At 73.6% G+C, this 14,154-nt stretch carries 12 protein-coding genes; 9 read left to right on the top strand and 3 right to left on the bottom strand.

All coding sequences use genetic code 11. From position 1 onward, the window contains the following. The first annotated feature begins 66 nt into the window (after nucleotides 1-66). The gene (locus ITX44_RS27775) at nucleotides 67-1,224 is read left to right on the top strand and encodes a hypothetical protein (RefSeq protein WP_307795528.1); all 1,158 of its coding nucleotides are present in this window, start codon (nucleotides 67-69) and stop codon (nucleotides 1,222-1,224) included. Between the two features lie 2 nt (nucleotides 1,225-1,226). On the opposite strand, the gene ITX44_RS27770 is transcribed toward ITX44_RS27775, so the two are convergent. Together ITX44_RS27770 and ITX44_RS27765 are read right to left on the bottom strand one after the other, a co-directional pair. Further along, the gene (locus tag ITX44_RS27770) at nucleotides 1,227-2,054 is read right to left on the bottom strand and encodes a DUF3097 domain-containing protein (RefSeq protein WP_205360167.1); all 828 of its coding nucleotides are present in this window, start codon (nucleotides 2,052-2,054) and stop codon (nucleotides 1,227-1,229) included. A gap of 216 nt (nucleotides 2,055-2,270) precedes the next feature. Beyond that, the gene (locus ITX44_RS27765) at nucleotides 2,271-3,020 is read right to left on the bottom strand and encodes an MBL fold metallo-hydrolase (RefSeq protein WP_205360166.1); all 750 of its coding nucleotides are present in this window, start codon (nucleotides 3,018-3,020) and stop codon (nucleotides 2,271-2,273) included. A 308-nt stretch (nucleotides 3,021-3,328) separates the two neighbouring features. On the opposite strand from ITX44_RS27765, the gene hrcA reads away from it, so the two are divergent. From hrcA to ITX44_RS27745, 4 genes are all read left to right on the top strand, one after another. Continuing rightward, on the top strand, nucleotides 3,329-4,345 hold the full coding sequence (gene hrcA / locus ITX44_RS27760) for a heat-inducible transcriptional repressor HrcA (protein WP_205360165.1): 1,017 nt from the start codon (nucleotides 3,329-3,331) through the stop codon (nucleotides 4,343-4,345). Continuing rightward, on the top strand, nucleotides 4,346-5,485 hold the full coding sequence (dnaJ, locus tag ITX44_RS27755; protein WP_205360164.1) for a molecular chaperone DnaJ: 1,140 nt from the start codon (nucleotides 4,346-4,348) through the stop codon (nucleotides 5,483-5,485). It abuts the gene before it with no gap. Between the two features lie 88 nt (nucleotides 5,486-5,573). Beyond that, nucleotides 5,574-6,629 carry a nitronate monooxygenase gene (locus ITX44_RS27750; RefSeq protein WP_205360163.1) on the top strand — a complete coding sequence of 352 codons (1,056 nt, stop codon included), beginning with the start codon at nucleotides 5,574-5,576 and terminating at the stop codon, nucleotides 6,627-6,629. Continuing rightward, complete coding sequence (locus tag ITX44_RS27745) at nucleotides 6,626-7,369, top strand: 16S rRNA (uracil(1498)-N(3))-methyltransferase (RefSeq protein ID WP_205360162.1); 744 nt, start codon at nucleotides 6,626-6,628, stop codon at nucleotides 7,367-7,369. Before ITX44_RS27750 ends, ITX44_RS27745 begins: the two co-directional genes overlap by 4 nt. A 10-nt stretch (nucleotides 7,370-7,379) precedes the next feature. Here the strand turns inward: ITX44_RS27745 and ITX44_RS27740 are convergent, their stop codons facing one another. Next, nucleotides 7,380-8,687, bottom strand: coding sequence for a wHTH domain-containing protein (locus tag ITX44_RS27740; RefSeq protein ID WP_205360161.1), 1,308 nt, complete (start codon nucleotides 8,685-8,687; stop codon nucleotides 7,380-7,382). Nucleotides 8,688-8,884: 197 nt separating this feature from the next. On the opposite strand from ITX44_RS27740, the gene ITX44_RS27735 reads away from it, so the two are divergent. From ITX44_RS27735 to ITX44_RS27720, 4 genes are all read left to right on the top strand, one after another. Continuing rightward, complete coding sequence (locus tag ITX44_RS27735) at nucleotides 8,885-9,055, top strand: hypothetical protein (protein WP_205360160.1); 171 nt, start codon at nucleotides 8,885-8,887, stop codon at nucleotides 9,053-9,055. Nucleotides 9,056-9,317: 262 nt separating this feature from the next. Beyond that, complete coding sequence (locus ITX44_RS27730; RefSeq protein ID WP_307795527.1) at nucleotides 9,318-12,581, top strand: S41 family peptidase; 3,264 nt, start codon at nucleotides 9,318-9,320, stop codon at nucleotides 12,579-12,581. 281 nt (nucleotides 12,582-12,862) lie between these two features. Then, complete coding sequence (locus ITX44_RS27725; protein ID WP_205360158.1) at nucleotides 12,863-13,219, top strand: histidine triad nucleotide-binding protein; 357 nt, start codon at nucleotides 12,863-12,865, stop codon at nucleotides 13,217-13,219. 22 nt (nucleotides 13,220-13,241) lie between these two features. Next, the gene (locus ITX44_RS27720) at nucleotides 13,242-14,147 is read left to right on the top strand and encodes a ribonuclease Z (protein WP_205360157.1); all 906 of its coding nucleotides are present in this window, start codon (nucleotides 13,242-13,244) and stop codon (nucleotides 14,145-14,147) included. Nucleotides 14,148-14,154: the final 7 nt, after the last annotated feature.

The following is a 14,154-nucleotide window of genomic DNA, read 5'->3' as shown; positions in this document are numbered from 1 at the left end:
GGCACGGCCGACGACTCCACCACCCTCGGTACCGATCTCGGTACGCCCCGTGGCGCGCGCCCGGCGATCCGCCGCCACCTGGTGCTGCTCACCGCATGGACGGTCCTGTGGTTCCTGATCGTCGAACCCAGCGGCGGCGTCTCCTGGCACTACCTGCGCCAGGGCCAGCAACTGCTGTTCGACGGCGGCCCGGGCGGCGGCCTGTCGCTCTACGCCCACCACCCCGAACTCCAGATCGGCCCGGTCAGCCTGCTCGTCGCCCGGCTCTTCGCGCCCTTCCCCGACCACCTCGGCCGGCTCCTGGCCGAGGTCACCATGTCCGCGCTGGGCCTGGTCATGCTCGTCCTGGTGGGCCGCACCGCCGCCTGGGACCAGCGCGGCACCGGCACCAACCACCGCCGGCTCCAGCAGCGCATCCTGGTGGCGGGCCTGGCCTTCATCCCCATGTGGGTGGAGGTCTCGGTCCGTTTCGGCCACCTGGACGACGTGCTCGCCCTGTTCTTCACGACCCTCGCCGTCCACGCCCTGGCCCGCGGCCGTCCGCTCGCGGTGGGCGTCTTCCTGGCGCTGGCCGTGGACTCCAAGCCCTGGGCGCTCGGCTTCCTGCCGCTCGCCCTGGCCCTCCCGCGCCGCCTGTGGGCCCGGACCCTGCTGTGCTGCGTGGCGCTCATAGCCGCCGCCTGGCTGCCGTTCTACCTCGGCAATCTGAGCACCATGGCGGCGGCCAAATTCACCATCCCGAACCAGCCCGCCTCCGCGCTGCGCTGGCTGGGCGTCTCGGACCCGGCCACCCCCTGGTGGGACCGCCCGGCGCAGTTCGCCTTCGGCATGCTGCTGGGCGCGATCGCCGTCCGCCGCGGCCGCTGGGCCGCCGTGGTGCTGCTCGGCGCCGACGTACGCATCCTGCTGGACCCGAGCGTCTACACGTACTACACCGCCTCCGTACTGCTGGGCACCCTGCTGTGGGACGCGGTCGGCCAGCGGCGCCTGGTGCCCTGGTGGAGCTGGATCGCCTTCGTGTCCCTCTACGGCGGGACCCTGCTGATCCCCTCCGCCTCGGCCCGCGGCTTCGTACGGCTCGCCTTCGTCGTGGTCTCCAGCGCCTACGTCCTGCTGTGGCCGGTCCGGCGGACCGACCGGCGCCGCGCCCACCGAGCCGGAGGAGGCGTCCCCGGCCCGCGCAACCCTCGGTCGCCGGTCGCCCCCGGTGACTCGGCCCGGTGACTTCAGGCCTCGGTGACGAAGTCGATCAGCTCCTCGACCCGCCCCAGTAGCTCCGGCTGGAGGTCCTTGTACGAGTGCACCGCCCCCAGGATGCGCTGCCACGCCTCGCCCGTGGTCAGGTCGTCCCAGCCCAGGGCCCGGCAGACGCCGGTCTTCCAGTCCTGGCCGCGGGGGACGCGCGGCCACTCCCGGATGCCCAGCGAGGACGGCTTGACCGCCTCCCACACGTCGATGAAGGGGTGCCCGACGACCAGCACGTCCGAGCCGGTGACCGAGGCCGCGATCCGCGACTCCTTGGAACCCGGCACCAGGTGGTCGACCAGGACGCCCAGCCGGGCGCCGGGCGCGGGGGAGAAGGCGGCGACCAGGGCGGGCAGGTCGTCCACGCCCTCCAGGTACTCCACGACCACGCCCTCGACCCGCAGATCGTGGCCCCAGACGCGTTCGACCAGCTCGGCGTCGTGGCGGCCCTCCACGTAGATGCGCCCCGCCCGGGCCACCCGCGCCTTGGCGCCGGTCACCGCGATCGACCCGGAGGCCGACAGCAGCGGGCCGCGCGGGGCGGGTGCGGCCGAGGGGCGCACCAGAGTGACGACCTCGCCGTCGATCATGAAGCCGCGCGGCGTCATCGGGAACACCCGCAGCTTCCCGTGCCGGTCCTCCAGCGTGACCGTGAAGCCCTCCGGGGTCCGCTCCACCCGCGTCACCGCCCCGCAGAAGCCGGTGTCCACCTCCTCGATCACCAGCCCCGCCTCGGCGGCGACCTCCGGAGGCGGCGCCGACTTCTTCCACGGCGGCGTCAGATCGGGGTCGTAGCTCCTGCTGCGCATACCGCAGATCGTAGGGGCCGGCCCCCCGCCGCGGGCCGAAGCGCCGCGAAGTCGAGTGCCACAGGCGACAGTGCCGGCGGCCCGGGCGCCACCGGGCGAGGCGCGGAATGCGACGCCTTACGACGCGAGGCGAATCGAGCGCCGCGAATCGAAGCAGTACGAATCGAGCGCCGCGAAACGACGCCCTGCAGAGCCGACGCCCTGCGAAGCCGCCGCCTAGGAGGCGAACCGCTCCGCCAGGGCCGCCCGCTGGGCCCGTACGAACCGGGCGTCGACCACCGCGCCGTGCCCCGGCACATAGCGCCCGGTTTCGCCGCCGATCGCCAGCAGTGCGTCCAGGGCGGCGGGCCAAGCGGCGGGCACCGCGTCGGCGTCGGCCTGCGGCTCGCCCGACTCCTCGACCAGGTCGCCGCAGAACATCACCACCGGGTCGCTGGCACCGGCGCCGGGAACGACCACTACCAGGTCGTGCGCGGTGTGCCCGGCGCCCGGGTGCACCAGGCGCACCGGCCGGTCGCCCAGGTCCAGGGTGAGTTCGCCGCCGACCGGGTCGGTGGGCCGTACCAGCGCCGCCGCGGCCTCCTGGGCCTGCGCCGGATCGGTGCCGTATCGCACGGCGCTCTCCCGCAGCGCCTCGCGCTCCCGCAGCAGGTAGTCGTCGAGCCCGCGCTGCCCGTACACCCGCGCGCCCGGGAAGGCGGCGGCCCCGAAGACATGGTCGAAGTGGCCGTGGGTGAGCACCAGGTGCGTGACCTCGCGGCCGGTCAGCGCCTCGGCCTGGGCGCGCAGCTCCGCGCCCTCGCGCAGGGTGGACCCGGTGTCGACCAGCAGTACGCCCTCCGCGCCGACGACGAGACCGATCGTCACGTCCAGGTGGGGCAGCCGGCGGCGGGCGACCCCGGGAGCCAGGTGCTCCCAGACCGAGGCCGGGGAGGCGTGCTCCCCGGCGTTCTCCGCAGATTCCACAGGGCGACGCTATCGGCCCCCGCGGCCCGATGCCCGCCTCGCCTCCCCCGTGCCGTGCCCGGGATTCCACGGGGCCGTCACCCGGCTCCCGCGGGCCTCATCCGTGCCTCCAGTCCGGCCCGGCACACGGCCGGCACACGCCCGCACGGCCCCGTGCACCCGGCCCGGCAACGGCCGTTCGGCAGTCGGTCTTGCCCTGCCCTTGGCGCCTCGCCGTACACTGACTCTCGGAAAGCTGGCACTCGAAACGGAAGAGTGCCAGGCCAGGGGCGTCAGGGCCCGAGGAAGCGCAAGGCTGGAGGTGCGCGATGCTGAGCGAACGCAGACTCGAAGTGCTGCGTGCCATCGTTCAGGACTACGTCGGCACCGAGGAGCCGGTCGGGTCCAAGGCGCTCACCGAGCGGCACAAGCTCGGCGTGTCGCCGGCCACGGTACGCAACGACATGGCGGTCCTGGAGGAAGAGGGCTACATCGCCCAGCCGCACACCAGCGCGGGCCGCATCCCGACCGACAAGGGCTACCGGCTGTTCGTCGACAAGCTGGCCGGCGTCAAGCCGCTGTCCGCGGCCGAGCGCCGGGCCATTCAGAACTTCCTGGACGGCGCGGTCGACCTCGACGACGTGGTCGGCCGTACGGTACGGCTGCTGGCCCAGCTCACCCGCCAGGTCGCGGTGGTGCAGTACCCGTCGCTGACCCGTTCCTCGGTGCGGCACGTGGAGCTGTTGCCGCTGGCGCCGGCCCGGATCATGCTGGTGCTCATCACCGATACCGGACGCGTGGAACAGCGCAACATCGACTGCCTGGCACCGGTCGGCGAGACCGTGCTGGCCGACCTGCGTGCCCGGCTCAACAGCCGGGTCGTCGGCCGCCGCTTCGCCGACGTACCGCCGCTGGTCCAGGACCTGCCGGAGAGCTTCGAGGTCGACGACCGGCCGGCCGTCTCCGGTGTCCTGGCGACCCTGCTCGAGACCCTCGTCGAGGAGACCGAGGAACGGATCATGCTGGGCGGCGCGGCCAATCTCACCCGCTTCAACCACGACTTCCCGCTGACCATCCGGCCGGTGCTGGAAGCCCTGGAGGAGCAGATGGTGCTCCTGAAGCTGCTCGGCGAGGCCAAGGACTCGACCATGACGGTACGCATCGGGCACGAGAACTTTCACGAGGGACTCAATTCCACTTCCGTGGTGGCGGTCGGCTACGGTTCCGGCGACGAGGCAGTCGCCAAACTCGGCGTGGTCGGACCGACCCGCATGGACTACCCGGGAACGATGGGAGCGGTACGCGCAGTGGCACGTTACGTCGGACAGATCCTGGCGGAGTCGTAAGTGGCCACCGACTACTACGCCGTCCTCGGAGTGCGCCGGGACGCCGGACCGGACGAGATCAAGAAGGCGTTCCGCCGGCTGGCCCGAGAACTGCACCCGGACGTGAACCCGGACCCGAAGACGCAGGAGCGGTTCAAGGAGATCAACGCCGCCTACGAGGTGCTCTCCGACCCGCAGAAGAAGCAGGTCTACGACCTCGGCGGCGATCCGCTGTCCGCCGCGGGCGGCGCGGGCGCGGGAGCCGGCGGCTTCGGCGCGGGCTTCGGCAACTTCAGCGACATCATGGACGCCTTCTTCGGGCAGTCCTCGCAGCGCGGGCCGCGATCGCGCACCCGCCGCGGCCAGGACGCCATGATCCGGCTGGAGATCGAGCTCGACGAGGCCGCGTTCGGCACCACCAAGGACATCCAGGTGGACACCGCCGTGACCTGCGGCACCTGCAACGGCGAGGGGGCCGCGCCCGGCACCTCCGCGCAGACCTGCGACATGTGCCGCGGACGCGGCGAGGTCTCCCAGGTCACGCGGTCCTTCCTCGGCCAGGTCATGACCTCGCGGCCGTGCCCGCAGTGCCAGGGCTTCGGCACCGTGGTGCCCACGCCGTGCCCGGAGTGCGCGGGCGACGGACGGGTCCGCTCCCGGCGCACCCTCACCGTCAAGATCCCGGCGGGTGTCGACAACGGGACCCGGATCCAGCTCGCCGGCGAGGGCGAGGTCGGGCCCGGCGGCGGGCCGGCCGGTGACCTCTACGTCGAGATCCGTGAGGTGCCGCACCCGGTCTTCCAGCGGCGCGGCGACGACCTGCACTGCACGGTCACCATCCCGATGACCGCCGCCTCCCTGGGCACCAAGTGTCCGCTGGAGACCCTGGACGGCATGGAGGAGGTCGACATCCGCCCGGGCACCCAGTCCGGCCAGTCCATCCCCCTCCACCAGCGCGGCATCACCCACCTGCGCGGTGGCGGCCGCGGCGACCTCATCGTCCACGTCGAGGTGGTCACCCCGTCCAAGCTCGACGCCGAACAGGAAGAGCTCCTGCGCCGCCTCGCCAAGCTCCGCGGCGAGGAGCGCCCCACCGGCCAGTTCGCCCCGGGCCAGCAGGGCCTCTTCTCCCGCCTGAAGGACGCGTTCAACGGTCGCTGACCGTTCCGGAGCCGGGGGCGGGACCGTCCCCCGGCTCCGCCGCGACGGCGCTGAACGGCGTGGGGTCCGAGATCTATAGGGTGGAGCCATGCCGGCTCTGGAAGACTTCTCGACGTACCCGATCATTCAGGCGCCGATGGCCGGCGGCGCGTCGAACGCGCAGCTCGCGGCTGCCGTGGGTACCGCGGGAGGCCTGGGGTTCCTGGCCGCCGGGTACAAGACGCCGGAGGCGATGTACGAGGAGATCCGGCACCTGCGGGACCTGACCTCGCGCCCCTTCGGGGTGAACCTGTTCATGCCGCAGCCGGGCACGGCCGACCGCTCGGCGATCGCCGTCTACGCCGAGCAGCTCGCCGGAGAGGCCGCCTGGTACGCCACCGCGCTCGGCGACCCCGACCAGGGCAACGACGACGCCTTCGACGCCAAGGTGGCGATCCTGCTGGAGGACCCGGTCCCGGTCGTGAGCTTCACCTTCGGCTGCCCGGACCGCGCGGTGCTCAAGGCGTTCGCGAAGGCCGGCACGTACACCGTGGTGACCGTGACCTCCCCGGCCGAGGCGCAGGCCGCCCAGTGGGCGGGCGCGGACGCCTTGTGCGTGCAGGGCGTGGAGGCCGGCGGCCACCAGGGCACGCACCGCGACGACCCGCAGCTCGACGGCGCCGGAGTGGGCCTGCTCACACTGGTCGCGCAGATCCGGGAGACCGTCCCGCTGCCGCTGATCGCCGCCGGCGGCCTGATGCGCGGCGGCCAGATCGCCGCGGTGCTGGCCGCGGGCGCCGACGCGGCGGCGCTCGGCACCGCCTTCCTCGTCACCCCCGAGTCCGGCGCGAGCCCACTGCACAAGCAGGCCGTCACCGACCCGGTGTACACGCGTACGGTGCTGACCCGGGCCTTCACCGGCCGCCCGGCCCGCGGCCTGCTCAACCGCTTCATCCGCGAGCACGGCCCGTACGCCCCGCCCGGCTACCCGCAGATCCACCACCTCACCTCGGGCCTGCGCAAGGCGGCCGCGGCCGCGGGCGACCCGCAGGCCATGGCGCTGTGGGTCGGCCAGGGCCACCGGCTGGCCCGTGAGCTGTCCGCCGGCGCCCTGGTGGAAACCCTCGCCGCCGAACTCCACGCCGCCCGGGAGCCCTCCGCGTGACCGCCCCTGTCTTCCTGGTCGACCCCGCCGCCCTGACCGGCTCGCCCGCCCGGATCGCCCTCACCGGCCCCGAGGGGCGGCACGCGGTCTCGGTACGCCGGCTGCGCCCCGGCGAGGAGATCGTCCTCTCCGACGGGGCCGGCCGCGGCGCCCTGGGCACGGTCGCCGCCGTGGAGGGCAAGGACACTCTCGAGGTCGACGTCCACGAGGTCCGCGACGAGCCCGAACCCGCCTGCCGGATCACCGTCGTCCAGGCCCTCCCCAAGGGCGACCGCGGCGAACTCGCCGTCGAGACCATGACCGAGGCCGGTGTCGACACGATCGTGCCCTGGCCCGCCGCCCGTTGCGTCACCCAATGGCGCGGCGAACGCGGTGACAAATCCCTCACGAAGTGGCGCGCCACCGCCCGGGAAGCGGCCAAGCAGGCCCGCCGCCTCCGCTTCCCCGAGGTCACCGGCCCCATGACCACCCCCCAGGTCGCCGCCCTCCTCGCCGCCGCCGACTTCGCAGGCGTCCTCCACGAAGAGGGCGCCGCCCCCCTGGCCACTGCCCCCCTCCCCCCCACCGGCACCCTCGTCCTCGTCGTCGGCCCCGAAGGCGGCATCGCCCCCGACGAACTCACCGCCTTCGGCTCCGCCGGTGCGCCTGCTTATCGCCTCGGGCCGACCGTTCTGCGCACGTCCACGGCCGGTGTGGCGGCGACGGCTCTCCTGCTGACGCGGACCGGGCGGTGGGGCTGAGCTTTTCCGTTCACTCGACGGTGTAAGGGCGCGGTACCCGGTCCAGCGCCTCTGGTACGGTCTCGGCGGTGGGGACCGGGAGGGCGAGTTCGACGCAGCGGTCGTAGATCTCGCGCAGGGGGCGGCCGGATTCGCGGCTGAGGTGGAGGAGATGGGCGAGGGCGATGGTTCCGGTACGGGTTAGCGGGCGGCGGCTCGTGTCCTTGAGTAATCGCAGGCTCCAGTCGTCCCTGGGGTCCGGCAACGGGCCGTCCTCGACCGCGAAATGATGGGCCACCAACCAGTTGGCTACCTCCTCCGGCGGAATGCCGAGTACCCGGCTCTCTTCGCTGATGAATGCTCGAGTGAGGGGAACGAGGCGGAGAAATGCGCGCGGGATGGCCCGCCTATACTCATACTCACTCTCTGCTCGAGCCAGCAGGATCGTGTCGTGTGGGCTTGGCGCCGGCAGTTCTTCGGCACAGGTATATCCGTAGGCCGACAACCTGTGCGCTATGGTGCGGGGATCCTGGCCGAGTTGATCGCTGCGTTCGTACACTGTGTAAAGGCTGACAATTCCCTCGCGTGGCAGCAATGGGTGCTTGCCCTCCGCCTTCTCGCTCAGCAGGGCTGCCTCCGCTGCGATGTCCTGCGGTTCTTCCGTGTTCCCAGGAACGGCTGGTCCCAGCCTCCGAAGTCTTTCCACCACTTCCCGGAACGGAATTCCGAAGCGGTGTGCGGCAACGACCGGCACACTTGGCGAAACCGGTTCGCGTTCGTCCACCCAGGGCGCGAATTTGTCAAAGGTGCCGTCCCGCCAGGGGTCGTCGGCCAGCGCGGCACGCTGCCGGTCCCGCAGCGCGGCCAACTGCCGTACGGCATCGGTCGCGCGGTCCCGCAGCGGCTCCGCGGTCCACTCCGGCCCGAGCCGCTGCCACACCGGGGACCCGGCGGCCAGCGCCTCCCAGCGGTCGGGTTTCCCGTCGCCTGGTGACGGGCTTTTGCCGTCACCTTGCGCCGGTTTCGCGGCGGAGGACCCCCACAGCTTCTCCAGCCGGGGCGCAGCCAAAGCCGCCGCCGGGGCGCCCGCCGGGAGCCGGGCGTACACCGCGATCAGCAAGTGCAGCGAGTCCAGCGAGCGCGGCCGGGACGTGCCCTTCAGCCAGCCGTCGATCGTGTGCGGCTTGAGCGCCGCACCGCCGTATTCACCGCCATGCGCCAGCGGTTCCGAACGGGCCGCCAGGGACGCGGTGCTGGGTGCGCCCGCCGCCTCGTGCAGTTTCCCCAGCAGCCGGGTGAACTCCCGCCGCTCCCGCTCCCGCTCGCCGTGCTCCGCCACCCCAGCTCCTCGCCCACGCCCACCCCGGCCTGTCCGAGTCGGGCGAGTCGGCCGACTCGGAGGATTCACCGTAGCGCCCTGACCGGCGCGGACGCGGCGACAACGGCGAACCGGCCGAGCGCCGCCGCCCGCGCCTCCGGCACGGTTCCGGCAGGGCCCCGGCCACGGGACCCGCGGACCGGAAAGGGGGCAGGACGATGCCGACAGCAGCGGTGATCGGCGGCCTGGCGGTGACGGGCCTGGTCGTGGTGGCGACCGCGGCCGTACTGATCGTGCGGTACGCCCTGGCAGGCACCTCGAGCGCCGACCGGGCCCGGATCCTGGCCGGAGTCGCCGAGGTGGTCCGTGCGATCCGGGGGCGCAGGTGATGGGAGATGCCACGTACCGGACGCGACGTACCTGTCCGGCGCCTCCGGCGTACCCAGCCCCACGTCGCCCGGACGTGGCGCACGCCCGTGCGATCCGCGGACCCGTGTGCGACCCGCATTCCGGAGGGTCGCGCGTCGCACGTACGTCGTACGTCCGCAGTCCGTACTTCGACGGGGAGTTGATCCTGGTTAGGGTGGCGACGTGACGCACCCTTCGCCCTCTTCGTCGTCTCCGTCGCCGGCCGCGGCGGAGCAGCCCGCAGTGCGGGCCCAGCGCCGGCCGCACCCCTCGTACCTGCGCAATCCGCACCCGCACGGCGGGCTGATCGCCTTCACCGCCGAGGACGACGTGTGGGTGGCGCCGCTGGACGGCGGGCGGGCCTGGCGGGTCAGCGCGGACAACATGCCGGTGGGCCGGCCCCGGGTGTCGCCGGACGGCGAGCTGGTGGCGTGGACGTCGGCCCGGGACGGCGCCCCCGAGGTGCATCTGGCGCCGCTGGACGGCGGGCCGTCGCGACGGCTGACGTACTGGGGGAACGTCAGGACGGCCGTGCGCTGCTGGACGCCGGACGGCGACCTGGTGGCGACCTCGGCCGCCGGGGAGGCGTCGCTGCGGCGCACCTGGGCCCGGCGGCTGCCGCTGGACGGCGGGCCCGCGGTCAAGCTGCCGTACGGGCCGGTGGGCGACGTCGCGTACGGGCCCGGCGGCGCGGTGCTGCTCCAGTCGGCCACGATGAGCCGTGAGGCCGCGTACTGGAAGCGTTACCGCGGCGGCACCGCGGGCAAGCTGTGGCTGGACGCCACCGGCGAGGGCGGCTTCGAGCGGGTGCACGCCGGTCTCGACGGCAACATCGAGTGCCCGATGTGGGTGGGGGAGCGGATCGCGTTCCTGTCCGACCACGAGGGCGAGGGCGCCCTCTACTCCAGTCTGCCCGACGGCACCGACCTGCGCCGGCACAGCCCGCTCGGCGGCTGGTACGCCCGCCAGGCCGCCACCGACGGCACCCGCGTCGCGTACGTGGCCGGCGGCCGCATCCACCTGCTGGACGGGCTGGACGACCCGGACGCCGAGCCGTACGAGCTGACGGTGACCCTGGGCGGCCAGCGCACCGATCTCCAGCCGCACCCGGTGCGCGCCTCCCAGTACCTCGGCGAGGCCCGCCCCGACCACACCGGCCGGGGCAGCGCGGTGGAGATCCGCGGCACCACCCACTGGATCACCCACCGCGGCGGCCCCGCCCGGGCACTGGCCGCCGCGCCCGGCGTGCGCACCCGGCACCCGCGGGTGTTCTCGCAGGGCGACGACCAGCACGTGGTGTGGGTGACCGACGCGGAGGGCGACGACGCGCTGGAGGTCGCCCCGGCGGTCGGGCCGGCGGCCGGCACCGCGCCGCGCCGGCTGGCCGCGGGACGGCTCGGCCGGGTGCACGACATCGAGGTCTCCCCGGACGGTCACCACATCGCCGTCGCCTCCCACGACGGCCGCGTGCTGCTGGTCGGCACGCAGACCGGTGAGGTGCGCCAGGTGGCCGAGGGGGACGACGGCGACGCCTCCGGGCTCGCCTTCTCGCCCGACTCGGCGTGGCTGGCCTGGTCGCACCCCGGGCCCGGCTCGCTGCGGCAGATCAGGCTCGCCGCGACCGCCGACCTGACAGTGGTGGATGCCACCCCGCTGCGGTTCACCGACTTCGCGCCGGCCTTCACCGCCGACGGCCGGCACCTGGCGTTCCTGTCCGAGCGGGCCTTCGACCCGGTCTACGACGCGCACGTCTTCGACCTGTCCTTCCCCAACGCCTGCCGCCCGTACCTGATCACGCTCGCCGCCGCCACCCCGTCCCCGTTCGGGCCGCAGCGGCACGGGCGGCCGTACGACAGCGACGACGAGCCGGAGAGCGCGGCAGAGGACACCGAGAGGGCGTCCGAGGCGGAAAGCGGCGGCGAGGGCGCGGAACGGCCGCGCACCCCGGTCACCACCGTGGACGCCGAGGGGATCGCCGACCGGATCGTGGCCTTCCCGGTCGAGGCCGGGCGCTACTCCGGCCTGCGCGCGGCCAAGGGCGGCGTGCTGTGGCTGCGCCACCCGCTGGTCGGCACCCTGGGCGCGGCCCTGTCCGGACCCGACGCGCGCCCGCCCGGCACCGCGCTGGAGCGCTACGACCTCGTGCAGCTCCGTATCGAGGAGATCGCGGGCGACGCCGACGACTTCTCCGTCACCGGCGACGGCAACAAGGTGCTGATCGGCAACGGCGGCACGCTGCGGATCGCCCCCGCCGACACCAAGACCGGCGAGGAGTCCGACAGTTCCGTCACCGTCGACCTCAGCCGGATCCGCGTCACCGTGCGCCCTGTCGAGGAGTGGCGGCAGATGTACGACGAGACGCACCGGCTGATGCGGGACAACTTCTGGCGGGCCGACATGGGAGGCGTCGACTGGGCCGCCGCCGGGGACCGCTACCGCCCCCTGCTGGACCGCGTCGCCACCCACGACGACCTGGTCGACCTGCTGTGGGAACTGCACGGCGAACTGCGCACCTCGCACGCGTACGTCTCCCCGCCCGGCACCTGGCGCGACCCGCTGCGCCGCCAGGGTCTGCTCGGCGCGGACCTGTCCCGGGCCGAGGACGGCACCTGGCGGATCGACCGGGTGCTGCCCGGCGAGTCCTCCGACCCGCAGGCCCGCTCCCCGCTGGCCGCGCCCGGCGTCGCGATCAAGGCCGGGGACACGCTGCTCGCGGTGGACGGCCACCCGGTGGACCCCGTCACCGGACCCGGCCCGCTGCTGGTCGGCACCGCCGGCAAGCCCGTCGAGCTGACCGTGGCGCCCGCCGCCGGCGGCCCGGTCCGGCACGTGGTCGCCGTGCCCCTCGCCGACGAGGAGCCGCTGCGCTACCACGACTGGGTGGCCGACCGCCGGGCCCACGTCCACCGGGAATCCGGCGGCCGGCTCGGCTACCTCCACGTGCCCGACATGGTCGGCAGCGGCTGGGCCCAGCTCCACCGTGACCTGCGGGTCGAGGTGGCCCGCGAGGGCCTGGTCGTCGACGTCCGCGAGAACCGCGGCGGCCACACCTCCCAACTGGTCGTGGAGAAGCTGGCCCGGCGCATCGTCGGCTGGGAACTGCCGCGCGGCGCCCGCCCCTTCAGCTACCCCCAGGACGCCCCCCGCGGCCCCGTGGTGGCGGTCGCCAACGAGTTCTCCGGCTCCGACGGCGACATCGTCAACGCCGCCGTCCGCGCCCTCGGCATCGGCCCCGTCGTCGGCACCCGCACCTGGGGCGGCGTCATCGGCATCGACAGCCGCTACGAACTGGTCGACGGCACCGGCGTCACGCAGCCCAAGTACGCCATCTGGCTCGACGGCTTCGGCTTCGCCCTCGAGAACCACGGCGTCGACCCCGACGTCGAAGTCGTCCCCGCCCCCCAGGACTGGGCCGCCTCCCGCGACCCCCAACTCGACGCCGCCATCACCCTCGCCCTCACCACCCTCACCACCCACCCGGCCAAAACCCCGCCCGAGCTGCCGTAATCAGCCGAACCGGAGACGGGGGCGCCCCTGACGCGGGGCGCCCCGAGGGGCGCGGGTGGACGGGTGCGGGGAGAGCAGCGCCCCGCCAGGGGCGCGGGGCTGTGCCTGATATGCGGCTGGCGCCGCGTGAGCGCGATCAACCACAACGAACGCGCACCCGGCAAGAAACAGAACCCCCCCGAGCTCGTTCCCGCCCAAGCGAAAGGAGCCGTACGATCATGCGCGCCCACCCCGGGTAGCATGCGGAACGAACCCCGACCCCATCCCGGAAAGGTCCCCCGATGGCGGGAGAACCCCAAGCCGACTGCCTGTTCTGCAAAATCGCCGAGGGTGAGGTGCCGGCCACCATCGTCCGGGAAACGAACACCACCGTGGCGTTCCGCGACATCAACCCCCAGGCACCCACGCACGTGCTGGTGATCCCGCGCGTCCACTACCCCGACGCGCTGTCGCTGGCCGCGGCGGAACCCCAGGTGACCGCCGACGTCCTCCGCGAAGCGGGCGAGGTGGCGATCCAGGAGAAGGTGGATACCACCGGTTACCGCATCGTCTTCAACACCGGCCCGGGCGCCGGCCAGACGGTCTTCCACGCCCACGCCCACGTCCTGGGCGGCCGCGACCTGCAGCGCCTGGTCTGACCGCGGACGGCCCCCGTACCCGATGTCCGCGCGCGAACTGATCGTCCTGGGCACCGCCAGCCAGGTCCCCACCCGGCAGCGCAACCACAACGGCTACGTGCTGCGCTGGGACGGCGAGGGCATCCTGTTCGACCCCGGCGAGGGCAGCCAGCGCCAGATGCTGTACGCCGGGGTCGCCGCGCACGACCTCACCCGGATCTGTGTCACCCACTTCCACGGCGACCACAGCCTGGGGCTGGCCGGGGTCGTCCAGCGGATCAACCTCGACCGGGTCCCGCACCCGGTGACCGCGCACTATCCGGCGAGCGGGCAGCCGTACTTCGACCGACTGCGGTACGCCACCGCGTACCATGAGTCCGCCGACCTGCGCGAGGACCCGGTCACGGACGACGGCCCGCTCGCCACCACCGCGTCGTTCACGCTGTCCGCGGTGCGCCTGTCGCACCCCGTGGAGGCGTACGGCTACCGGCTGGACGAACCGGACGGCCGCCGCCTGCTGCCGGAGAAGCTGGCCGCGCACGGCATCGCCGGCCCCGACATCGGGCGGCTCCAGCGCGAGGGCATGCTGCGCGGTGTGGCCCTGGCCGACGTCAGCGAGCCGCGCCCGGGCCAGAGCTTCGCGTTCATCATGGACACCCGGATGTGCCCGGGGGTGCCGCAACTCGCCGAGGGCTGCGACCTGCTCGTCATCGAGGCCACGTTCCTGGACGAGGACGCCGGGCTGGCCGCCGATCACGGCCACCTGACGGCCGGGCAGGCCGCCGCCGTCGCCCGCGACGCCGGGGTGCGGCACCTCGTCCTCACCCACTTCTCGCAGCGCTATCCGAGCCCGGAGCCCTTCGCGGCCCAGGCCCGGGCCGCCGGCTTCACCGGCGACCTCACCGTCGCCGAGGACCTGATGCGGGTCCCGGTCCCGAAACGCCGCTGAGAGGCGC

It is taken from the genome of Actinacidiphila acididurans (assembly GCF_016918855.1).
Taxonomy (GTDB): Bacteria; Actinomycetota; Actinomycetes; order Streptomycetales; family Streptomycetaceae; genus Actinacidiphila; species Actinacidiphila acididurans.
The sequence above is the reverse complement of the archived record's forward strand: the minus strand, read 5'-3'. Positions and strand labels throughout refer to the sequence as shown.